Here is a 20,902-nt window from a genome sequence, read left to right on the forward strand (position 1 = left end):
TATGGCGGGTTTGCGTAAGAATTGCGACCCCCGATCTGGCGTGGCCTACGATCGGCGGCAAATTTGCGGGAACCAGTCTGAGAGATAGTATTTCATCTCATTGGGGAGGCATAAACTGGACAGAGAGACTAGTATGACCTTCCGTATTCCGTTGATTGCCGCCGCGCTTGCGGCGCTGCCCCTGGCTGCGCCTGCCGCGGCGCAAGAAGCCGGTGATATTCGCGTCAAAGTGTTGGCAACAGGGGTCCTTCCCGAGGGCGAGATCACCGATGTCACGCGTGATGCCTTCGGCCTGCCGGCCGGCAGCCAGACCAATGTCTCGGACAGCTATGTTCCTACCGTGGCCGCCGAGTACTTCGTGTCGCCCAATTTTTCGATCGAGACCATCTGCTGCATCACGCCGCACGAGGTCCAGGGGCGCGGCGCGCTTGCCGGGGCCGAGCTGATCGACGCGATCGTACTGCCGGCCACCGTGACCGCGAAGCTTCACTTCCCTGTTGGCGATGGCGTGAAGCCCTATATCGGAGCGGGTCCCGCCTTCTTCATGATCTTTGGCGAGGACGTGGGCGATGACGCCGCGGCTCTTGGCATCGACGATGTGGGCCTTTCCAGCGAGTTCGGCTTCGTCCTGCAGGCGGGCATCGATATCCCGGTCAACGACAAAGGAGTCGGCATCAGCCTGGACGCCAAACGCTACTTTGTCGGAACAGACGCGACCTTCTCGGCCGGAGGGACAGATCTTATCGAGACCGAGCACAGCCTCGATCCCTGGGTGCTCAGCGCCGGGGTGTATCTTACCTTCTAACCTTTGGTGAATCGACCCGACGGGCGCTCGCCAGTGGTGAGCGCCCGTCCTTCGGGTTCTGGCCCGATTGCACCGTCCCCGAATGGGATCGCTCACTTTTCGCGCGAGACAAGCGCGAAGGATTGCGTTTTTGCTGCGGAATGGCGACAGTTGCTAGACATACGCAATACGCAGGAGGGGGTCTCATGCCAGCACGCATCATAGTGCTCGGGCGCGAAACCTGGGACGCGATTGCCGAACTTTTCGCCAACCTCGCGTGGCGCCGGGTCGCTTTCTTCCTGCTGCCCTATGCCGGCGTCCTTCTGGGGCTCGATGTAGCTGCGCATTATGGCGCCGTGACGGACGCCCCTCTTCCCGCCCAGTTCTTCATTTCGAAAGACGAGGGCTTCGGGGAGTATCTGGAATACGCGCTCCTGGCTGCGACTGCGGTCATGCTTGCGCTCATGTGGAGGCGCACCAGGGCCGGGATATACCTCGTGAACGCCCTGCTGTTTGCCTATCTCACAGCTGACGATTCGTTGCAGATCCACGAGCGGTTCGGGCACATGGTCGCCCCGGCCATGCCGCAAGGCACGCCTTTGCCGCCCAACGATTTTGGCGAGGTGCTGCTGTTTGGTCTCGTTGGGGTGACGTGGCTCGTGTCGCTACTGGTAGCCCTGCGCCGTGCGGACTTGCGTCCTGCCACGCACGCCCTGATCCTGGCAGTCGGAGTGGTCGGTGCGGGTTTCTTCGGCATCCTCGCCGATGCGGCGACCAGCTGGGGGGACAAGAGCCGGGCGCTCATCGAATTTCACGCGTGGTTCGAGGACGGCGGCGAATTCCTGATGATTATCGCCACCTTCCTTGCCGCCGTGGCGATCTTCGATACGGAACGCCGCCGACCCACCACAGGCGGATCGGCGGCGTCCTGAGTTCAACTATGCCTTAGCGCTGCGAGGGAATGAATTCCTCGCGCACGGCCTTGGCCATCAGCTCCAGCGGGATGATACCCTGGCTCAGCAGGAAGTCGTTGAAAGCCTTCTCGTTGAACGCTTCGCCCAGCGCGACTTCCGCCTCGACCCTGAGGTCGAGCAGCTTGCGATAGCCATAATAGTAGCTGCCGGCCTGACCGGGCATGCGATACTGGTAGCGGTCGAGCTCCTGCTTGGTCATCGGGCCCGAAAGCTGGACGTCCTCGCGCAGTACGCGCTCGGCGTCCTCGCGGCTGATGAGGCCCATGTTGAGCATCGGGTCGAGGAAGGCGCGTGCAGCGCGCAGCAGGCGGAACTGCTGGGCGACGAACTGGCCCTCGATCGGCTCGTGCGGAAGCATTTCCGCTTCGGCGTAGAGCGCCCAGCCTTCCACGTTCACGCTGTTGAAGGCGTAGAGCAGGCGGGCGAGGCTGACGCCCTGTTCCACCAAAGCAGCAAACTGCATTTCGTGGCCGGGCCGTGCCTCGTGCGCGCTCAGCGTCCAGCTGGCGGCCGGGAAGTTGAAGTCGTCATAGGCTTCGCCTTCCGCTGCGGTCGGGTTGCTGACCGTGAGGACGAATGTGCCCTGTTCGCCCGTGTTCCCGATCAGGCGCGGCGGGCGCATGTGCGGGGCGGGCTGGGCGGCGCTTTCGGCGGCCGAGGCGACCCGCATGGCGAGCTCGTACTCCGGCAGGGAAACGATATCGTGCTCGCGGATCTTGGCTTCGAGCTGGGCATTCACGTCGCGGTAGTAGGCCTCGATCTCCTCGTTCGGGATCGTGCGCTCTTTCAGCTTGCCCATGACCGAGCGGTAGTCGGTTTCGCTCCAGCCGTTTTCGGCCGCGATCTGCGGCGCGAGTGCCTCCATCTGGGCGCGGATTTCGTAGAACCCCCGGCGCGCACGGCTCATGGCTTCGCGCGGATCGATGTCGATGCCCCAGTTCTTGAGCGCCAGCGCGTAGAGCTCTTCGGGCATGCGCGGGTCCTGCCGTGCGGCAGGAAGCACGACCTCTTCGGTCCAGGTCGCGTAGTCGGCAAACTGCGCGTCCATCGCGTCGAGCGCTTCCTCTGCGCCTTCGATCTCGTACTTGGCGAACAGCTCGCGGATGCCGCTGGCAAAGGTCGGGATCTTGCCGATCGATTCCTGCACCTCGACCACATAGGGGCCCATCTTGCCTTCGCCCCGGCTGGCTTCGAAGCGGCGCTTGGCGAGCTCGGTCATGGGCTCGGTGCCGGGATAGGTGCCGGTGTAGCGCTGTAGCAGTTCGAGCGCCTTGGCGCGGCGGTTGGGGGCGGTCTGTTCCGAGAGCAGCGAGCCGACCGTCTGGAACATGCCCTGCGGCACTTCGGAAAACTCGAGCATGTAGCGGTTGCCGAGCTCGGTGCCTTCGATGTTGCGGTCGATCGCGTCGATCAGGATCTGCAGGTCCTGCTTGACGTAGGCGTTGGTTTCGCTTGCCATGGCGGCAGTGAACTCGGCGCGCAGTGCCTTTGCGCCGGCGACGTAGCGTTCATCCCGGTCGAGGGCCATGTCGTTCACGAGCCCGTCGTACTGTTCATAGCCGGCAAAGCTCGCCCCGGTCGGGAAGATCGAGGCTTCGAATTCGATCAGCTTCTGCGTGTAGGCGTTGCTCGTTTCGACCCATTGGGGGGTCGCGGGCGCTTCGGTCTGGTCCTGCGCAAGAAGCGGAGCGGCGGGCAGCGCGACGGCAAGCGCGATCGCGGCGGCAAAGGTTTTCATGGTCTTTCCCCTCTGGAATTTGCTGGGCGAGGGGTGGGCCTGTCCGGCCCGCTTGGCAAGCGCGGGCCGGACGAATGTGCCTTACCAGCGGACGAGCGGCGGTACGACGACCCGCCCCAGAAGTGCCCCGGCGACCACGGGCAGCGCGTGCCAGGTGGCAAGATGCGCCAGCGTGTCGATGGGGCAGGCGAGGCCATAGGCAAAGCTGCCGAGCGCCCCGGCGGCAATGCCGGTGAAGGTCCCGGCCGTAGCGGGCGAAACCGGCGCACCGCGGCGCAGCCACACGGTCAGCGCCCCGAACGTCAGTAGCGAGAAGAAGGCCCCGCCGAGGAAGCATTCGATGCCGTAGGGGTCCTGGGTCACCTCGCTGAGGTTGCCCTGAAGGCCGAGCATGACCAGCGCGGCAGCCGGCAGGATGGCGAACATCGCCAGCGACCAGCGCGCGCCATCGTGCGAATTGCCCACCCTTGGGCCGGCCATGCGGATGACGGCAAGCGCGCTCGCCGCGCCCAGCAGGCCGAGCATGCCGTTGGCGATGAAGAAAAACGCCGATGCGCGGCCCGACAGGATGCCGCGCCACAATCCGTCGATCAGCTCGACCAGCACCACGGTGCCGGCCATGGCCAGCGCCACCAAGGCAATGCCGTGGACAAGCTTCATCGGCTTCACAGGGGTCAGATCGGCCGCAAGGTCGTCGATCAGGGGGTTGGGGACCCGGTTCATGTCAGTCTGCTTTCTCTACGAGCGCGGCAAGCTTCTTGAGGCCGCGATGGATGTTTACTTTGACCAGGCTTTCGCTCTGGCCGGTCTTGGCTGAGGCTTCGGCAATCGAAAGCCCCTCGATCTTTACAAGCTCGATCACTTCGCTCTGCTTGTCGGGCAGGTGAACGAAGAGCCGCTCGAGGCTCATGCGCGCCATCACGGCTTCTTCCTCGCTGTCTTCGGCGGCGTCGTAATCGCCCAATTCGTCTTCCGCCTTGCGGTAAACCTTGCGCAGGTGATCGACCCAGCGATAGCGGGCGATCGCCGCCAGCCAGGGGAGGAAGGGCCGGGTCGGATCCCAGGTCGCGCGCTTGGCGTGCACCGCCATCATCACGTCCTGCACCAGATCGTCGAGCTGGGCCGGGGCGACCCGGCGGCGGAAGTACCGCTCCAGCCACATCTGGATTTCCGAGAGCAGCACGCGGTAGGCGCTGGCATCGCCCTTCTGCGAGGCCGTCATCAAACGGGCCAGGCTGGCTTCGTCGGCAATCATTGCGCTCTCCCCTCTTCGATCACGCTATCAGCTGGCACGCCGCGAGGCGAGCAGGGCGTCGGCGGAGAACACTCCGCCACCGCGCGAGATCAGGATGGCGGCCATGGCGACCCACAGGATGTGCGTCTGCCACCAGGCGTCGGGATAGACGAAGAACTGGATCACCAGCGTCATCACCAGCAGCGCGGCCGCGGAGAAGCGGGTAAAAAGGCCGAGCACCAGGAGGAGGGGGAAGAGGTGCTCGGCCCAGGTTGCCATCGGGGTCGCGATGGAGACGGGAATGGGCAGGCCGGTGTATTCGTACTCGAACAGGAAATAGGCCTGGTCGCTGATCGAGAGGAGCGAACCCTCCTCGACCTTGGTGCGGCCAGAGCGCCAGAATATCCCGGCGAAGGCCACACGGGTAAGCAGCAGGGCAAGCCCTTCCGGCACGCGCGATGCGAGCCAAGCGGCCAGGGTGTCGTAGCGGGCGAGAAGGGTCTGCATGGCTTACCTCGTGTGACTAGGTCTTAGCGCCGATCAGCGCTTGATTTCGGTCAGCGAACCCTTGCCCTTGGGCGTCGAGATGCTTTCGCAGCTGCCCTTGGGGACGAGCTTCCAGGCGTTGCCCTGGTAATCGCGGGTCGAGGTACCGGCGCAGCTGGTGCCGGGCCCGGCGGCGCAGTCGTTCTCGCCGGCCTTGGCGACGCCGTAGCACTTTTCCATCGGCTTCTTCTGGGCGGCTGCCGGGGTGGCGGCGAGGCCGGCGGCGACGCTGGCGGTGAGGGCGAGGCCAGCGATGCGGGCAATCGAGTTGGTGTTCATGGCAGTGTCTCTCTTCAAAACTTCGTGAGTGGGGGGCGCCCCGGCATCGGCGCCGGAACTGGCCTGTCATTCGGGAAGAGATCGGGAAGCGTTACAGGCCGCGAAAAAATTTCTGCCGTGTAACCGGCCGGGGTGGCGGGCCGAATGCTGACACTGTGTGCGCTCCTGCACACCGCGACACATTCAAAAGGGATCACCCCAATCATGACCACACTTCGTAAACCCGCCGCCGCTGCTGCCGCTGCCGCTTTCGCCCTGTCCTCGATGGCGGCCTTTGCCGCTGACGCGCCCGCCGGCAGCACCGGCCGCGCGCTCAATTCCGACGACACCGTCCACTGCTACGGCATCCACTCGTGCAAGGGTCAGGCCGACTGCGCGACCACCGAGAACGCCTGCAAGGGCCAGAACGAGTGCAAGGGCCACGGCTTCAAGGCCATGAAGGCCGGCGACTGCCTCGCCAAGGGCGGCACGATCGGCGACCTCGGCTAACCGCTTCGCACCCAGCATTCGGGCAACCCAAGAGCCCGAACGCGCGGCCCGGCACTCTCTCCGTCCCCCCTCCCGAGGTGCCGGGCCGCCAACCTTCTTCCCGATCAAGGACCCGCGATGACCGCTATCCCCCCGTTCGACGGCTTTGGCCTGGGCCTCAGGCGCACCCACTATGCCGACTTCCTCGAAGGAGAAGTGCCGGTCGATTTCGTCGAGGTCATCAGCGAAAACTACATGGTCGAGGGCGGCAAGCCGCTGCGTGTGCTGGAAGAGGTGCGCAGCAAGCATCCTGTGATCCTGCACGGCGTGTCGATGTCGATCGGCTCTGCCCATGGTCTCGACGTCGAGTATCTTGAGCGCCTGCGCGCACTGGCCGACCGGATCGAACCGCTCTGGGTCTCCGATCACCTGTGCTGGACCCGCACCAGCGCGCACAACAGCCATGATCTCCTGCCGCTCCCTCTCACACAAGAAGCGCTCGATGCGGTCTGCGCAAACATCGATCGCGCGCAGGAAGCGCTTGGGCGGCCGATGCTGTTCGAGAATCCGTCGAGCTACCTCGCCTTCCCCGAGGACGAGATGGCCGAATGGGAGTTCCTCTCCGCCATGGCGCAGCGCACGGGATGCTACCTGCTGCTCGACGTCAACAACGTCTATGTGAGCGCGCACAACCACGGTTTCTCGGCCCGCGACTACATTGCCGGCCTGCCGCTCGACCGGGTGCGGCAGATCCATCTTGCCGGGCACGAACCGGGCGAGATCATCGTCGACACCCACGACCGCGACGTGAGCGACGGTGTCTGGGACCTCTACGCCGAAGTCATCATGAAAACGGGCCCGGTCGCGACCATGATCGAGCGCGACGACAAGATCCCTCCGCTCTCCGATCTCCTGCTCGAGCTCGACCGCGCGCGCTTCATGGCGGCGGCGTCTGGCCGGAGTGTTGCCGCATGAGCGCGCTTGCCCAGCGGCAGGCGGCCTTCCTCGGCGCGATACTGGACGAGGCCGCCCCGCTTCCGGCCGGCTGGAAAGCCAGTCAGGGCCGCGGCTTTGCGATCTACCGCAACAACTACCGCAGCGCGCTAATCGAAGCCCTGCGCTCGACCTTCGAGCGAACCGAACGGCTGGTGGGTGAGGCCGCCTTCCGTCAGGCGGCGGCGCATCACTGCATCGCCCATCCGCCTAGCAGCTGGACCCTGGACCTGGCCGGCGCGGGATTTCCGGAAACCTGCGCGGAGCTTTTCGCAAACGACCCCGATGTTGCCGAGCTGGCGGCGCTTGAATGGGCCATGCACACGGTCTTCGTGGTGCGCGATGCGCAGGCGCTCGGCGTGGCGGAGTTCGGTACGGCCTGCGCCGGGTTCGGCGAAGCGGATTGGGAAGGCCTCAGGCTATCCCTTGTTCCGGGCGTGTCGGTGCTGGAAGCCTCTTTCGACCTCGTGCGCCTCTGGTCTTCGCTCGCTAGCGAGGAAGGAGAGGCTGACCTTGCCGCGCTCGAAAGCGCGCACTGCGCGATAGTCTGGCGCGAAGGAGAACGGCCGGTCTTCGTGCTGCGGCCCGCGTGGGAAGGCGCGGCTCTGCTCGCCTTCCAGCGAGGCGCGACTTTTGCCGAGGTTTGCGCAGGCCTGGTCGATACCCTGGGCGAAGACGCCGCCATCGCCGAGGCAGGCGCCATGCTGGCTCGCTGGGTTGGCGAAGGGCTGGTCGAACAACTCGCTTAGTAGGCGAAGCTCTCGCCGACCATTTCCTCGCTCATCGCCCACAAACGCTCGGCCTTGTCCGCGTCGATCGCGTAGCTGCGCACACCGCCCATCGTATCCTCGTCGTCCTGGTCGGCGACGTGGCAGTCCTCGCAATAGAGCCCGCCACTGTCGGCTACCGCATCGGTGGTCGCGACCCAGCAGGTCGTCGCTGCGCCCTGCGGGATGGTCTTCATCGGCTGCGGCTTCTGGCCGCTTTCCTCGGCCGACTTGCGGATGCGTTCCATCAGGCTGGCCATGTCCTCTTCGGACATGTGGCGCCCGAGGTTTGTGTGAATGCCGCCGGGATGCAGCGCATAGGAATGGATGCCCTTATCGGCGAGCCGCTGTTCAAGGCCGACAGCAAAGAGGATGTTGGCGGTCTTCGACTGCCCGTAGGCCTGCCACTTTTCGTATTCGCGCTCGTGGTAGTTGGGGTCGTCGAAATGGACTTCGTCGATATGGTGGCCGCGGCTCGACAGGTTGACGATACGCGGCGCCGTGCCCTTCTCGACCAGCGGCACGAGGCGGTTGGTGAAGAGGAAATGGCCGAGGTGGTTGGTGCCGAACTGCATCTCGAACCCGTCGGCCGTGCGTCCCAGGGGACAGGCCATGACACCGGCGTTGTTGATCAGCAGGTCAATCTTGTCGAAGCGCGCCTTGGCCTCGTCGGTCGCTGTGCGCACGCTGTCGAGCGAGGCGAGATCGCACACCAGCGTATCGACCATCGCCCCGGTTTCGCCAGCGATTTCGGCGGCCGCTTCGTCGAGCTTGGCCGCATCGCGTCCGGAAAGGATGATATGCGCGCCTCTTGCCGCCATGGCCCGCGCGGTTTCCTTGCCGAGGCCCGAATAGCCGCCGGTGATCAGCGCGGTGCGCCCCGAAAGGTCCTGGCCTTCGAGGACTTCGTCCGCCGTGCTTTCGAAACCGAACTTGCTCACTTGCTCTCTCCCGTCTGTTCTGCCTCGCCAAGGTCCGTCCGGTAGCGGGCGAACCAGGCGAGGATGTTTTCTGTCTTGGCGATAAGGCGCGAGGGCCTGGCCGCAATCCCGTGGGCGCTGCCTGGCACGCGGATCAGCATGGTGTCGACCCCGCGAAGCTTGAGCGCCTGGTAGAATTGCTCGCTCTCTGTGATCGGCGTGCGGTGATCCTCCTCGCCGGTCAAAAGCATGGTCGGCGTGGTCACGTTGCCAACAAGGCTAAGCGGCGAACGCTTCCAGTAGTGCATCGGGTCTTCCCACGGCAGGGCGGGGAACTGGTGGTAGGTCTGGAAGATGTAGCTATCCGCCGTCAGCGTTTTCGAAAGCCAGTTGATAACAGGCTTGGCCGCGACCGCCGCCTTGAAGCGATCCGTCAGCCCGACAAGATAAGCCGTGGCAATCCCGCCCGCCGACCCGCCCGTCACGAACAGATTGTCTTCATCGATGAAGCCCTTGGCGATCATCGCATCGACGCCGGACATGTGATCGGCCGCATCCTCCTCGCTCGAATATTTGTGTTCGAGCAGCAGGGCGAAGTCCTCGCCATAGGAGGTCGAGCCGCGGTGGTTGTCGTAGAACACGACATAGCCCTCGGCGGCGAAGCGCTGGACCTCGGCGCTGAAATGCGGACCATAGGCCGCATGCGGGCCGCCGTGGATTTCGAGGATCAGCGGGTACTTCTTGCTCGGATCGAAGCCGGGCGGGGTGACATACCAGCCCTGGATCTCGGTCCCGTCGAAGCTGGACCTGTATGTGATCTCGTGCACCTGCCCAAGCGCACGGTGGGCCAGGATGTCTTCGTTGAGCGCGGTCAGCGTGCGCGTGCGTCCGCTGCGGCGAACGGCAAGGTCGGCCGGGCGCTGGCTGGTCCCAGCGGTCCAGGCAAGCGAGCCATCGGCCGCCACGTCGTATGTGCCGCTGGTGTAGGGGCGGCCCAGGGTGGTACCGCCAAGGCCCTCGGCCACGGTCGTGACGCGCCCGTCGAGCGTGACCCGCCCGATCTTCTTCATGCCGCGATCGTCATAGGTGAAGTGGATCGCGCGGTTGCCGCCCCAGCGGATATCGCCGACCTCGCGGTCGAGGCTCTGGGTGAGGTTGCGGGCCCCGCTGCCATCGCGGTTCTTCACGCAGACATCGACCTGCCACACCGGGCGCTTCACATGCGGCATGCAGACGAAGGCGACGCGGGCGCCATCCGGGGAGACCTGCGGGTTCACTTCCGCGCCGCTGCCCGAGGTGAACTGGTCGAGCCGGCCACTGGCGACATCGACAGCGTAGATATCGCTTTCGATGGTTTGCAGTTCCCAGCCCTCGTTGCGGTTGGCCGAGAAATAGATCTGGCGGCCATCGCGGCTCCAGGAAACCGGCCCGTCGTGGTCGAACCGGCCGGTGGTGAGCTGGCGGGGCGTGCCCCCGCTCGCCGGGACGACAAAAACGTGGCGGAAGGCAAGGTCGAGGAAACCGGCACCGTCGCGGCGGAATTGTGCGTGGTCGATGACCTTCACCGGCGGGGACCATTCGGCCCCTTCGGGTTTCTTGGGCATCTTGGCGAGCGGCTTCACATCCGCCTCGACATTGGCAGTGAAGGCTATCCACTGGCCATCGGGCGACCAGGCAAGGTCGCGCGCGGTGCTTGGCAGGCTGGCAACCTGTTCGATCGATCCGCTGTCCATCCAGCGGGTGAAGATCGCCGCGCGCTCGTCGCTGTCGCGGCCAGTGAAGGCTATCCGGCGGCCGTCGGGCGCCCACTCGCCGCCCCCGGCCCCTTCGACCAGCAGTCGCGGATCGCCGCCCGCAAAGGGCACCACCCAGAGCGAGCCCTCGGTGCGGTCGGACATGATGTCGTTGGAACGCCGCACGAAGAGCACGGTGCGGCCATCGGGCGAAATACGCGGGCTGTCCGCAAACTCGAGCGCGAAGACATCTTCGGCCGAAAACGTGGCCGGGGCCTGCGCCATCGCCGCACCCGACACCACTGTGCAACCAGCCAGCGCCAGGCCGCTAAAAACGCCTTTCATCGAGCTTCTCTCCCTCTTCAAGGAGCAGGCCTAGCACAGCAAAAAGGGGCGCGGGAGGATAAATCCCGCGCCCCTTTCCGTGCGTTCCCGAAGGGTGTTTGGTGTCAGGCTCCCGGTGGCAGCGTATCGTCCGATTTCGGCGCGGCCTTGCGTTTGGCCTTGGGCTTGGGCGCTGCGCCTCCGCCAAGGTCGCTGTCCATCTGCTCCAGCTTGCGCGCCGCCCAGTCGCGGCCGCCGAGGCCGAAGGCGAGCGCGCCGGCCACCGCGATGCCTGCGATCAGGATCGTAAGCGCGTTGGCCGGGATCATCCCGCCGATGCCAGTGAACTGCAGGCCCATGAAGACGAACAGGATGATCGTCGCCCAGCGCACGATGGTGGCGGCCGTGGTCCCGCCGGCATCGCCCGCAATCAGGCGGGCCAGCAGGTTGGCGATCAGGAAGCCGAAGGCGATGACCACGGCTCCGAAGATCACCCGTCCGCCCAGTTCGAGCAGTTGGTCGAGAATCGCGGTGAGCTCGGGGAAACCGAGCAGGCGCGTGGCGGCGATGGCGAAGAACAGGATGATCGCCACCTGGACGATGCGCCCGATAATGCCCGACGCGGTCGTGCCTTCACCCACAAGGCCGGTTTCCGCCAGCGCCCGATCGACGCCGAGGCCCGGCAGGACTTCCTTGATGATCTGCACCACGAACTTGCTGATGAGGTAACCGATGCCGAGCAGCACCGCAGCCGCGATGATGTTCGGGACAGCGGCGAAGATCATCCGCAGCATTTCCGAGGCCGGCGCGCTGATCGAATCGATGCCGAGCTGTTCCAGCGCGGCGATGGCCACCGGGATGGCGATCAGGACGTAGACGATCGTGCCGATCGTCTTGCTGATCGCGGTGTTGCCGGTGACGTTGTCGACCCCGCCGCGGTTGGCCCACTTGTCGAAGTCGACGGTCTGCAGCGTGGTGACGACCAGGTCCTTGACGATCCGGGCCACCATCATGCCGATGAAGAAGATCAGGCCGGCCCACAGCAGGTTGGGCACGAAGTCGACGACATTCTCGAGCAGGCTGTCGATCGGCCCTGCGACCCCGCCCAGTTCGAGGATGTTCAGGATGATGAGCAGGCCGAACAGCCAGATCAGCAGCCCGACGATCTTGCCGAGCGATTCCCCGAGCGACTGGCCGCTGCCGGTCCCGCGCTTGAAGAAGTCGACGGTGTCGACGAGCTTGGCAAAGGCCCATTTCGCGGCGCGCGCCGCAAGCCAGGTGATGACGAGCGCGACGACGGCCAGAAGGATTTTCTCCCCCAGTTCCATCGCCAGCTGTTCGTCGAAACGATAGCGGTCGAAAATCATGAAACCTCTCCCCATTGGTTTCCGTAGCGTCAGGGCTATCACGCGTGTCGGGAATCTACAAAATGCGGGCCGGGCATTGAGTGGATAACTTGGCGTGCTATCCCCTTCCCATGAGAGGATTTTTCACCCCCATCGTCGGCGCGCTGGCCGCGCTCTTCGCCACATTTGCCGTTCCGGTTTCTGCGCAGGAGGAGGAGCCGCGCTGGTCGATCGCCATCCACGGTGGCGCAGGGACTATCGCGCGGGAAAACATGACCGAGGAACAGGACGCCGCCTATCGCGCGGCGCTGCAGCGGGCGCTCGACGCGGGAGCGGCCGTGCTGCGCGAGGGCGGAACTGCCATGGACGCGATCCAGGCGGCGATCGAGCCGATGGAGGACGACCCGCTGTTCAACGCCGGTCGCGGAGCGGTTTTGACCTGGGACGGTGCGATCGAGCTCGACGCCTCAATCATGGACGGACGCACGCGCGATGCGGGCGCGGTAGCCGGGGTCACAGGCGTGCGCCACCCGATCGATCTGGCGCGCAAGGTGATGACCGACAGCCCGCATGTGATGCTTTCGGGCAAGGGCGCGGAAACCTTCGCCGAGGAGCAGGGGCTCGAGACCATGCCGTTGGACTGGTTCGAGACTGAGCGCAGGCGCGAATCGCTCGAACGGATGAAGGCCCAAAGCCTCTCGGCCATCGATGTGGACGTCAAATTCGGCACGGTGGGCGCGGTCGCCATCGACCAGGATGGCAATATGGCCGCCGGAACCTCGACCGGCGGCATGACCGGCAAGCGCTGGGGCCGCATTGGCGATGCGCCCATTATCGGCGCGGGCACCTATGCCGACAACCGCAGCTGCGCGGTGTCGGCCACCGGCTGGGGCGAGTTCTTCATCCGCGTCGGCGTGGCGCAGGAAATCTGCACGCGGCTTCGCTACCGCTATCAGCTGGAAATCGACGCGGCGCAGCGCGAGGTGCCGCTGACCAGCGATGGCGAGCCGAGCTATATCATCCACGCCAGCGAGTTCGCGCTCGAAGCGGGTCAGGCCCAGGAAGAAATCGACGCGGTGATCGGCGAAGTCGGCGCGCTAGGTGGTGATGGCGGCGTGATCGTCATCACTTCAGAAGGCCACGCACTTTTCAGCATGAATACCAGCGGCATGTATCGCGGCCGCATGACCAGCGATGGGCCGGGAGAGGTGGCGATTTATTCGGACGAGTAAGCCTAGAGCCTAGATTTCCAGCTCTACGCCGCGCGCTTCCAGAATGGGCCGCATTTCGCGGTAGGCGGCTGGCGTGCGCATCAGCGGGATATAGGGGTGCAGGTGGTGTACGACGTGATACTGCATGCCCATGCTGAGAATGTTGCCGACTTTCGAGCGCCAGTTCCTGGTATCCCGGTAGCGCCCCTGTCCCATGCCAGGGCTATGCGGTGCCCAGCTCAGGAAGAAGAGCAGATAGGTGATTGCGACCTGGTAGGGCAGCCACCACAGGAAAAATGCCTCTAGCGCAAAGCCGCTCCACGCCAGTGCGATGAGGATTGCAACGAAGCCCAGCTTGTATCCGATCGCCAGCGGGATGAGGTCGGACCGGCCGTTCCTCTCTAGACAGCGCAGATAGTCGCCCGCGCGCTTGCCGTCGGGCTGGCGCTGGCGGATCGATTGCCAGACCGCCTGCCATCCGCTGTCGGCGTGGCTGGTGATGTCGACGTCGAGTTCGGGATCGTTCGTATGCCGATGGTGGTCCATGTGCGTGACGCGCAGGACTTCGTAGGGATAGACCATCATCCAGCTGGTCGCATGACCGACGAGCTGGTTGAGCCAGAACAGTTTCGATCCGGGTTTGCCGATGATGTAGTGCTGCGCATCATGCGTCGGCAGATACACCAGCGTCATATTGAAAGTGGCGGCCACGAAGCCGAGCCACAAGGGGATCACATCGAGGATCACCAGGGGCCAAAGCGCCAACCAGACCATGAGATTTCCGAAAGCCCAGGCGACGATACCCCAGGGGACCATCCCCGAGTGCTTGCGGGCGATCTTGTTTTCCAGCTTGCGCAGTTCTGCGTCTGACAGCGTGGAAAGGTCGGCAGGAATGGTCACTGGCGCATTCATATCCAGCGCCCCTTGAGGGTTGCGAATGCTCCCCAGGTGCCCCCGACGAGCAGGCCGAAAGCCAGCGCGCTCAATCCGAAGGGGGCTTCAATGCCCGTGGCCATCATCCCCCCGGAGATGACCGGCGCGAGAAAGCCGACACCGAAAATCAGCGGCAGCAACCAGACTATGGATTTGAGGATTGCCTGCATCGTCCACTCCCTCTGCGGAAGATGGATAGCAAATAGCAACCTAACTGTCAGCCCCGCTTGCGGGCCTGGACGTAGCTGCCCAGCAGGCGGACGGCGTTGGTCTGGAAAGCCAGTTCCTCCAGCGCCGTATCCACCCGCGCCTCGCCCGGCGCGCCTTCGATATCGGCGAAGAACTGGGTGGCCGCAAAGCTGGCGCCCTTCTGGTAGCTTTCCAGCTTGGTCATGTTGACCCCATTCGTGGCAAAGCAGCCCAGCGCCTTGTAGAGCGCGGCTGGGATGTTCTTCACCTCGAAGATGAATGTGGTCATCGCCTGCGCCCCTTCGAGGGCTGCGGGATCGAGCGGTTCCTTGGCCAGCACGACGAAACGCGTGGTGTTGTCGTGCGCGTCCTCGACCTCGCGTTCGATGATGTCGAGGCCGTAGAGATCCGCCGCCAGTTCGGGTGCAATCGCCGCGACGTCCTTCTTTCCGCCCTCGGCGACATAGGCCGCCGCGCCCGCCGTATCGGCGTGGCTGAGGCCCACGATCCCGCGCTCGGACAGGAACTTGTGCGACTGGCCGAGCGCCTGCGGGTGGCTGTAGGCGGCCTCGAACGGGCCGGGACCCAGCGCCATCAGGCAGTGCGTGATGCGCATGAAATGCTCGGCCACGATCGAAAGGCCGCTTTCGGGCAGCAGGAAATGGATGTCCGCCACGCGCCCGTGCTGGCTGTTCTCGATCGGGATCATCGCGCAGCCCGCCGCGCCGCTTTCGACCGCCTCCAGCGCGTCTTCGAAGCTGAAGCAGGGCAGCGGCAGCGCATCGGGCGCGAACTGCATCGCCGCCTGGTGCGAATTCGACCCCGGCGCACCGCCAAAGGCAATCGCGCGCATCGGGTCCTGCGCGGCGGCGGCGCGCATCGAATCGACGAGGGCGAGGGCAGGCTTGGCGAACTGACGCATGGTGGCGCGCAGCGTTAGGGGGCCGTTTCCCTCGCATCAAGCGCTATTGCGGCTTGCGCACTTGCGAAAGGCGCGTGCGCGCACTAGAGCGGCGCGCAACCATCAGACCAACCGATTTTCGCCGGGTATTTTACGCAATGGACGATCGTTTCAACACCGCCGCTGGCTGGGTTCTTTTCGCAGGGATCGTGGCGCTTGGTAGCTCCATCGCCTCGGGCATGTTCTTCCACGCCGACAGCGGCGAGCTTCCCGAAGGCGCAGAGCCGGGTTACTTCATCGAAGGTGAAGCCGCCGAAGGCGGTGCCGATGCCGGTCCCGACCTCGGCACCCTGCTTGCCAGCGCCGACGCCGCTGCCGGTGAGCGCGTGTTCGCCAAGTGCACGGCCTGCCACACGATCGACCAGGGCGGCGCCAACGGCATCGGCCCGAACCTTTACGGCACCATGGGCAAGGCCATCGCCGGCCACGCCGGTTTCGCCTACTCCTCGGCTCTGACCGACAAGGGCGGCGAATGGACCTGGGAAGCGATGGACGCCTGGCTGACCAGCCCGCGCGCTTTTGCCAACGGCACCAAGATGAGCTTCGCTGGCCTCAGCAAGCCGGAAGACCGCGCCAATGTCATGGAATTCATGGCCACCTACGGCGGCGCTCCGGCGAAGCCTGAACCGGCGGCTCCGGAAGCGGAAGCCGAAGAGGGCGCTGAAGGCGCTGCCTCGGTTGCCGGCGAAGAGCCGAGCGAAGCCGAAGCCGCTGGCGCCATGGGTGCTGACGAGCCGGTCGCTGCGGCAAACGCTGCTGGCGACAACGAAGGCGCGACCAAGATCGACTGATCGCTTCGATCAGGACTGCTATGAAAAACCCCGCTTCGTGCGGGGTTTTTTGTGTGGGATGCAGGCCTCAGGAAGTGGGGAGGCTAGCCCTTGAACCCCTGCGCAATCACGTACCACTCGCTCGAGCCCTTGCGGCTGGCAGGCGGCTTGGCGTGCTTCACCGTCCTGAAGTGCTGCTTGAGCAGTTTGAGCAGGTCGTTGTCGGTCCCGCCGGCCAGCACCTTGGCAAGATAGGTTCCGCCAGGTGCAAGATTCTCGATAGCGAACCACGCGCCCGCTTCGACAAGCCCCATGGTGCGCAGGTGGTCCGTCTGCTTGTGGCCGACCGTGTTGGCCGCCATGTCGCTCATAACCAGCTCGGCCTTGCCGCCCAGCGCCTCCTCGAGAACCTGCGGGGCCTCGTCGTCCATGAAGTCCATCTGGAAGATCGTGACGCCTTCGATTGGCTCGACTTCGAGCAGGTCGATCCCCACGACATGCGCCTGGGGCTTCACCTTGCGCACCACCTGGCTCCATCCGCCCGGCGCAATGCCGAGATCGACGACGCGGGTGACGCCTTTCAACAGCTCGAACTTCTCGTCGAGCTCGATCAGCTTGTAGGCCGCGCGGCTGCGATAACCCTCGGCCTTGGCCTGCTTGACGTAGGGGTCGTTCAACTGCCTCTGCAACCAGCGGGTCGAGCTGGCTGTGCGTTTCTTGGCGGTGCGTACGCGCGTGTCGCGGTCCTTGCCCGAGCGTGACATTAGTTATGTGTCCTTGTTGGGTGCGCTATCGACATCCGTCGATAGCTTGCGGCTGTGCCATCCCTCGCCCCCTCCCGGCCACCCATAAGATACCGTGCCGTGGGTGGCCGGGAGGGGGCGAGGGATGGCACAGCACGGGACGGACGGATGTCCGGCCCGTACGCCGAGAACACCACACTCAAACATCCTGTTCTCGCATTCTCTGGAGCGCAGCGCGGCTGCGTTCGCCTTCGGCGTCGGCCGCGATCAGGCTGCGCAGGATGCCTTCGCGGATGCCGCGGTCGGCCACGCCAAGCTGTTCGGCGGGCCAGATGTCGAGGATCGATTCGAGGATCGCGCAGCCGGCAATCACGAGGTTCGCGCGGTCGTCGCCAATGCAGGGCAGCTGCTTGCGGTCGGGTGCGCTCATGCGGGACAGCCGGGTCGAGATGTCGCGCATCGATTGCGAAGGGACAATCAGCCCGTCCACGGCGCGGCGGTCGTACTGCGGCAGTTCCAGGTGCAGGCTGGCCAGAGTGGTCACGGTGCCGCTGGTGCCCAGCAGGCGGATGGGCTCGGGCGATTTGGTGTGCTCGCGAATGCGCTCGGCGAATTCGGCGAAGCTGCGTCCCACGGTGCGGCGCATTTTGACATAGCGGTCGAGCCGTTCGTCCTCGCTCGCGTCCGAGCCGCCGACGGTGTCGGTCAGCGATACGACGCCCCAGGGCACGCTCAGCCAGTCGAGAATGCGCGGGACTTTCTCGCCCGGTTGCACCAGCACCAGCTCGGTCGATCCGCCGCCGATATCGAAGATGATGGCAGGCCCGTTGCCTTCTTCGAGCAGGACATGGCAGCCAAGGACGGCAAGGCGCGCTTCTTCCTGCGCGGAAATGATGTCGAGCATGATGCCCGTCTCGCGCTTCACGCGCTCGATGAAGGCTTCGCCATTGGACGCACGGCGACAGGCTTCGGTGGCGACCGAGCGCGCGAGCCTGACGTTCCGGCGGCGCAGCTTTTCCGCGCAGACGTGGAGCGCGGCCATGGTGCGCTCCATCGCCTCGTCCGACAGCTTGCCGCTTGCGGCCAGGCCTTCGCCAAGGCGCACGACGCGGCTGAAAGCATCGATCACGGTGAAGTTCTCGCCCGAGGGCCGCGCAATCAGCAGCCGGCAGTTGTTCGTGCCGAGGTCAAGCGCGGCGTAAGCCTGCTTGCGTGGGGGATTGCCGGATTGCGTGTGAAAGGGCGGGCTGTTTGCAGGAACGCTATCACGGCGCGGCGCACCGCGCCGCTCGCCGTTCTTGGCGTCGGGCCGGGAGGGGCGTTTGTAGCGGAAATCGGCTACCTTGCCGGACTTGCCGCCCCGATGTTTCCCGTGCCCCCTTTTCGTGTCCGGCGGAGGATGGTCCGCCATGTGTCGAGAGCTTTCTTGTTCCTCCCGCGCAAACCACCGTGCACGGGGACTTGGCGGCGATGCTAGCGGCGAAGCGGGGGAGGGGCAAGGGCAGCGGCGCAAGACGGGGTTGACCTTGCGCAGCGTCGAAACTAGATGCGCGGCCTCTCTTCCGGAGCGCAGCGCGATTCTCGCCCGCCCGGATGGCTGATGCCCCGTCGTCTAATGGTAAGACTACGGACTCTGACTCCGTCAATTGAGGTTCGAATCCTCACGGGGCATCCATTCTCCCATACCCCCGTTGCCAAAGCCGTTTTCCCGCGCCAGACAGGTTGCAATGGGAGACGGACATTTGAGCGAGACCTTTCCGGAAATCCGCGATGCGGTGCGGCGGCTGTGCGCCAAGTTCCCGGGCGAGTACTGGCGCGCGCTGGACCGCGAGCGGGCCTATCCGACCGAATTCGTGCAGGCGCTGACCGAGGCGGGTTTCCTCTCGGTACTGATTCCGGAAGAATATGACGGCTCGGGCCTCGGACTGGAAGCGGCCTGCGCGGTGCTGGAGGAAATCCACCGCTCGGGCTCCAACGGCGGGGCCTGCCATGCGCAGATGTACACCATGGGTACGCTGCTAAAGCACGGCAGCGAGGAGCAGAAGCGCGAGTACCTGCCCAAGATCGCCAGCGGCGAGCTGCGCCTGCAGGCCTTCGGTGTGACCGAGCCGGGTGCGGGGACAGACACCACGCGTATCTCAACCTTCGCCAAGGATGCGGGCGACCATTACGTGGTCAACGGCCAGAAGATCTGGATCAGCCGCGCCGAGCATTCGGACCTCATGGTCCTGCTTTGCCGCACCACGCCGCGCGAGGACTGCGCCAAGCCGTCCGAGGGCATGAGCGTCCTCCTCGTCGACATGCGCGAGGCGGTCGGCAACGGGCTGACCATCCGGCCCGTCCGCACCATGCTGAACCATGCAACGACCGAGCTGTTTTTCGACGATCTCAGGGTACCCAAATCGGCGCTGATCGGCGAGGAGGGGAAGGGTTTCCGCTATATCCTGTCGGGCATGAACGCCGAGCGCATCCTGATCGCAGCCGAGTGCATTGGTGACGGGCGCTTCTTCATCGATAAGGCCAGCGCCTACGCGAAGGAACGCAACGTTTTCGGCCGCGCGATTGGCGAGAACCAGGGCGTGCAGTTCCCGATCGCGCGGGCCTATGTCCAACTGTCGGCGGCTGCCGAAATGGTCACCAAGGCTGCGCGCATGTTCGACGCGGGTGAGACCGCGGGGACCGAGGCCAATATGTCGAAAATGCTGGCGAGCGAGGCCAGCTGGGCCGCGGCCGACATGTGCATCCAGACCCACGGCGGCTTCGGCTTTGCCGAAGAATACGACGTGGAACGCAAGTTCCGCGAAACGCGCCTTTACCAGGTCGCCCCGATCAGCACGAACCTGATCCTCAGCCATGTGGCCACGCATGTGCTGGACCTGCCCAAGAGCTTCTGAGGAGAGAGATATGTCGAGCAACGGTCCGCTGACCGGCCTGAAGGTTGTCGAATTCCAGGGCATCGGCCCCGGCCCCCACGTGGCGATGATGCTCGCCGACATGGGCGCCGAAGTCGTGCGTATCGAGCGCGCCGGCCACCAGCCGATGAACACCGTGGTCGAACGCGCGCGTCACCGCGTCGCCGTCGACCTCAAGAGCGAGGACGGGCAGGCCTTCGTCAAGAACGCGCTTGCCCATGCCGATGTGCTGATCGAAGGGTTCCGACCCGGCGTGATGGAGCGCCTTGGCCTCGGCCCTGACGAGATGCTCGCCGCCAATCCCGCCCTCGTCTATGCGCGCATGACCGGCTGGGGGCAGGACGGCCCGCTGGCGCAGGCCGCCGGACACGATCTCAATTACATCGCGATCACGGGCGCATTGGACGCCATCGGCAAGCGCGGCGAGCTGCCCGTGCCGCCCCAGAACCTGGTCGGCGATTTCGGCGGCGGGTCGATGTATTGCGCCATGGGTATCCTCGCTGCGCTGTTCGAACGGCAGTCGAGCGGCAAGGGGCAGGTGGTCGACGCGGCTATCGTCGACGGCGTCACCAGCCTGATGAGCTTCTTCTACGGCCAGCCGCACAGCGCGCTGCGCACAGTCGAACGCGGCGCGGGCCTGCTCGGCGGGGCGGCGCATTTCTACCGCTGCTACACCTGCAAGGACGGCAAGGAAGTCAGCGTCGGCGCGATCGAGCCGCAGTTCTACGCCGAGCTGCTCCAGCGAGCCGATGCACCCGAGCACCTGCGCGAGGCGCAGATGGATCCGTCCAGGTGGGACAGCTACGCCGATGATCTCGCCGAACTCTTTGCCACGAAAACGCAGGACGAGTGGTGCGAGCTGCTCGAAGGGACCGATGCTTGCTTCGCGCCCGTTGTCCCGCTCGACCACGCGAAGGACCATCCGCACATGAAGGCGCGCGGCGCTTTCGTGGAGCATGGCGGCCGCTGGCACACGGCGCCTGCACCGCGTTTCGATCGCACACCCAACACCATCCGCGACAGTGCGGAAGATGGCGATGCGGTGGTGGCGCGCTGGGCCGAAGGGAGCTAGGGCTG

General features: G+C 65.1%; 22 protein-coding genes and 1 tRNA gene. 10 read left to right on the forward strand and 13 right to left on the reverse strand.

The features are described 5' to 3' along the window. Window positions 1-133 precede the first annotated feature (133 nt). Window positions 134-805 carry an OmpW/AlkL family protein gene (locus KUV82_RS02745; RefSeq protein WP_219955378.1) on the forward strand — a complete coding sequence of 224 codons (672 nt, stop codon included), beginning with the start codon at window positions 134-136 and terminating at the stop codon, window positions 803-805. Between the two features lie 185 nt (window positions 806-990). Continuing rightward, the gene (locus KUV82_RS02750) at window positions 991-1,716 is read left to right on the forward strand and encodes a hypothetical protein (RefSeq protein ID WP_219955379.1); all 726 of its coding nucleotides are present in this window, start codon (window positions 991-993) and stop codon (window positions 1,714-1,716) included. A gap of 13 nt (window positions 1,717-1,729) precedes the next feature. Here the strand turns inward: KUV82_RS02750 and KUV82_RS02755 are convergent, their stop codons facing one another. From KUV82_RS02755 to KUV82_RS02775, 5 genes are all read right to left on the reverse strand, one after another. Next, window positions 1,730-3,496 carry a DUF885 domain-containing protein gene (locus KUV82_RS02755; RefSeq protein ID WP_219955380.1) on the reverse strand — a complete coding sequence of 589 codons (1,767 nt, stop codon included), beginning with the start codon at window positions 3,494-3,496 and terminating at the stop codon, window positions 1,730-1,732. A gap of 81 nt (window positions 3,497-3,577) precedes the next feature. After that, window positions 3,578-4,219, reverse strand: coding sequence for a DUF1109 domain-containing protein (locus tag KUV82_RS02760; protein WP_219955381.1), 642 nt, complete (start codon window positions 4,217-4,219; stop codon window positions 3,578-3,580). A 1-nt stretch (window position 4,220) separates the two neighbouring features. Continuing rightward, a complete protein-coding gene (locus KUV82_RS02765) occupies window positions 4,221-4,751 on the reverse strand; it encodes a sigma-70 family RNA polymerase sigma factor (RefSeq protein WP_219955382.1) in 531 nt (176 codons plus the stop codon). Window positions 4,752-4,778: 27 nt separating this feature from the next. Next, a complete protein-coding gene (locus KUV82_RS02770) occupies window positions 4,779-5,237 on the reverse strand; it encodes a DoxX family protein (RefSeq protein WP_219955383.1) in 459 nt (152 codons plus the stop codon). 33 nt (window positions 5,238-5,270) lie between these two features. Then, window positions 5,271-5,555 carry a BufA1 family periplasmic bufferin-type metallophore gene (locus KUV82_RS02775; RefSeq protein WP_219955384.1) on the reverse strand — a complete coding sequence of 95 codons (285 nt, stop codon included), beginning with the start codon at window positions 5,553-5,555 and terminating at the stop codon, window positions 5,271-5,273. A 204-nt stretch (window positions 5,556-5,759) separates the two neighbouring features. On the opposite strand from KUV82_RS02775, the gene bufA2 reads away from it, so the two are divergent. The 3 genes from bufA2 (at window position 5,760) to KUV82_RS02790 (ending at window position 7,765) form a co-directional block, all read left to right on the forward strand. Next, the gene (gene bufA2, locus KUV82_RS02780) at window positions 5,760-6,044 is read left to right on the forward strand and encodes a BufA2 family periplasmic bufferin-type metallophore (RefSeq protein WP_219955385.1); all 285 of its coding nucleotides are present in this window, start codon (window positions 5,760-5,762) and stop codon (window positions 6,042-6,044) included. Window positions 6,045-6,161: 117 nt separating this feature from the next. Continuing rightward, window positions 6,162-6,998, forward strand: coding sequence for an MNIO family bufferin maturase (gene bufB / locus KUV82_RS02785; protein ID WP_219955386.1), 837 nt, complete (start codon window positions 6,162-6,164; stop codon window positions 6,996-6,998). Continuing rightward, window positions 6,995-7,765, forward strand: coding sequence for an HvfC/BufC N-terminal domain-containing protein (locus tag KUV82_RS02790; protein WP_219955387.1), 771 nt, complete (start codon window positions 6,995-6,997; stop codon window positions 7,763-7,765). The genes bufB and KUV82_RS02790 overlap by 4 nt, the downstream gene beginning before the upstream one ends. Here KUV82_RS02790 and KUV82_RS02795 read toward each other — a convergent pair. From KUV82_RS02795 to KUV82_RS02805, 3 genes are all read right to left on the reverse strand, one after another. Continuing rightward, the gene (locus KUV82_RS02795) at window positions 7,762-8,724 is read right to left on the reverse strand and encodes an SDR family NAD(P)-dependent oxidoreductase (protein ID WP_219955388.1); all 963 of its coding nucleotides are present in this window, start codon (window positions 8,722-8,724) and stop codon (window positions 7,762-7,764) included. The genes KUV82_RS02790 and KUV82_RS02795 overlap by 4 nt on opposite strands. Next, entirely contained in the window at window positions 8,721-10,781 is a 2,061-nt protein-coding gene (locus KUV82_RS02800; protein ID WP_219955389.1) for a S9 family peptidase, read from the reverse strand. Before KUV82_RS02800 ends, KUV82_RS02795 begins: the two co-directional genes overlap by 4 nt. A 104-nt stretch (window positions 10,782-10,885) precedes the next feature. Further along, complete coding sequence (locus KUV82_RS02805; RefSeq protein ID WP_219955390.1) at window positions 10,886-12,127, reverse strand: mechanosensitive ion channel; 1,242 nt, start codon at window positions 12,125-12,127, stop codon at window positions 10,886-10,888. Window positions 12,128-12,237: 110 nt separating this feature from the next. Here KUV82_RS02805 and KUV82_RS02810 point away from each other — a divergent pair, with 110 nt between their 5' ends. Beyond that, window positions 12,238-13,338: an isoaspartyl peptidase/L-asparaginase family protein gene (locus tag KUV82_RS02810; protein WP_219955391.1), complete on the forward strand. Its 1,101-nt coding sequence runs from the start codon at window positions 12,238-12,240 to the stop codon at window positions 13,336-13,338. Between the two features lie 9 nt (window positions 13,339-13,347). On the opposite strand, the gene KUV82_RS02815 is transcribed toward KUV82_RS02810, so the two are convergent. Genes KUV82_RS02815 through KUV82_RS02825 form a run of 3 tightly spaced genes read right to left on the reverse strand, consistent with a single transcriptional unit; the run spans window position 13,348 to window position 15,361 of the window. Then, window positions 13,348-14,217: a fatty acid desaturase gene (locus KUV82_RS02815; RefSeq protein WP_258319816.1), complete on the reverse strand. Its 870-nt coding sequence runs from the start codon at window positions 14,215-14,217 to the stop codon at window positions 13,348-13,350. A gap of 8 nt (window positions 14,218-14,225) precedes the next feature. Next, on the reverse strand, window positions 14,226-14,420 hold the full coding sequence (locus KUV82_RS02820) for a hypothetical protein (protein WP_219955392.1): 195 nt from the start codon (window positions 14,418-14,420) through the stop codon (window positions 14,226-14,228). A gap of 47 nt (window positions 14,421-14,467) precedes the next feature. After that, window positions 14,468-15,361: a prephenate dehydratase gene (locus tag KUV82_RS02825; protein WP_219955393.1), complete on the reverse strand. Its 894-nt coding sequence runs from the start codon at window positions 15,359-15,361 to the stop codon at window positions 14,468-14,470. A 137-nt stretch (window positions 15,362-15,498) separates the two neighbouring features. On the opposite strand from KUV82_RS02825, the gene KUV82_RS02830 reads away from it, so the two are divergent. Beyond that, on the forward strand, window positions 15,499-16,191 hold the full coding sequence (locus KUV82_RS02830) for a c-type cytochrome (RefSeq protein WP_219955394.1): 693 nt from the start codon (window positions 15,499-15,501) through the stop codon (window positions 16,189-16,191). Window positions 16,192-16,274: 83 nt separating this feature from the next. On the opposite strand, the gene KUV82_RS02835 is transcribed toward KUV82_RS02830, so the two are convergent. Together KUV82_RS02835 and KUV82_RS02840 are read right to left on the reverse strand one after the other, a co-directional pair. After that, the gene (locus KUV82_RS02835) at window positions 16,275-16,934 is read right to left on the reverse strand and encodes an RlmE family RNA methyltransferase (RefSeq protein WP_219955395.1); all 660 of its coding nucleotides are present in this window, start codon (window positions 16,932-16,934) and stop codon (window positions 16,275-16,277) included. A 178-nt stretch (window positions 16,935-17,112) separates the two neighbouring features. Beyond that, window positions 17,113-18,324 (reverse strand): Ppx/GppA phosphatase family protein, encoded by a 1,212-nt coding sequence (locus KUV82_RS02840; protein ID WP_219955396.1) that lies wholly within the window; start codon window positions 18,322-18,324, stop codon window positions 17,113-17,115. Between the two features lie 190 nt (window positions 18,325-18,514). Between KUV82_RS02840 and KUV82_RS02845 the strand changes: the two genes are divergently transcribed. From KUV82_RS02845 to KUV82_RS02855, 3 genes are all read left to right on the forward strand, one after another. Beyond that, a tRNA-Gln gene (locus KUV82_RS02845) sits at window positions 18,515-18,588 on the forward strand. 67 nt (window positions 18,589-18,655) lie between these two features. Next, window positions 18,656-19,807 (forward strand): acyl-CoA dehydrogenase family protein, encoded by a 1,152-nt coding sequence (locus tag KUV82_RS02850; RefSeq protein WP_375541230.1) that lies wholly within the window; start codon window positions 18,656-18,658, stop codon window positions 19,805-19,807. A 10-nt stretch (window positions 19,808-19,817) separates the two neighbouring features. After that, on the forward strand, window positions 19,818-20,897 hold the full coding sequence (locus KUV82_RS02855) for a CaiB/BaiF CoA transferase family protein (protein ID WP_219955398.1): 1,080 nt from the start codon (window positions 19,818-19,820) through the stop codon (window positions 20,895-20,897). The last annotated feature ends 5 nt before the right edge of the window (window positions 20,898-20,902 follow it).

The sequence above is a fragment of the Qipengyuania flava genome, from assembly GCF_019448255.1.
Classification (GTDB): Bacteria; Pseudomonadota; Alphaproteobacteria; order Sphingomonadales; family Sphingomonadaceae; genus Qipengyuania; species Qipengyuania flava_A.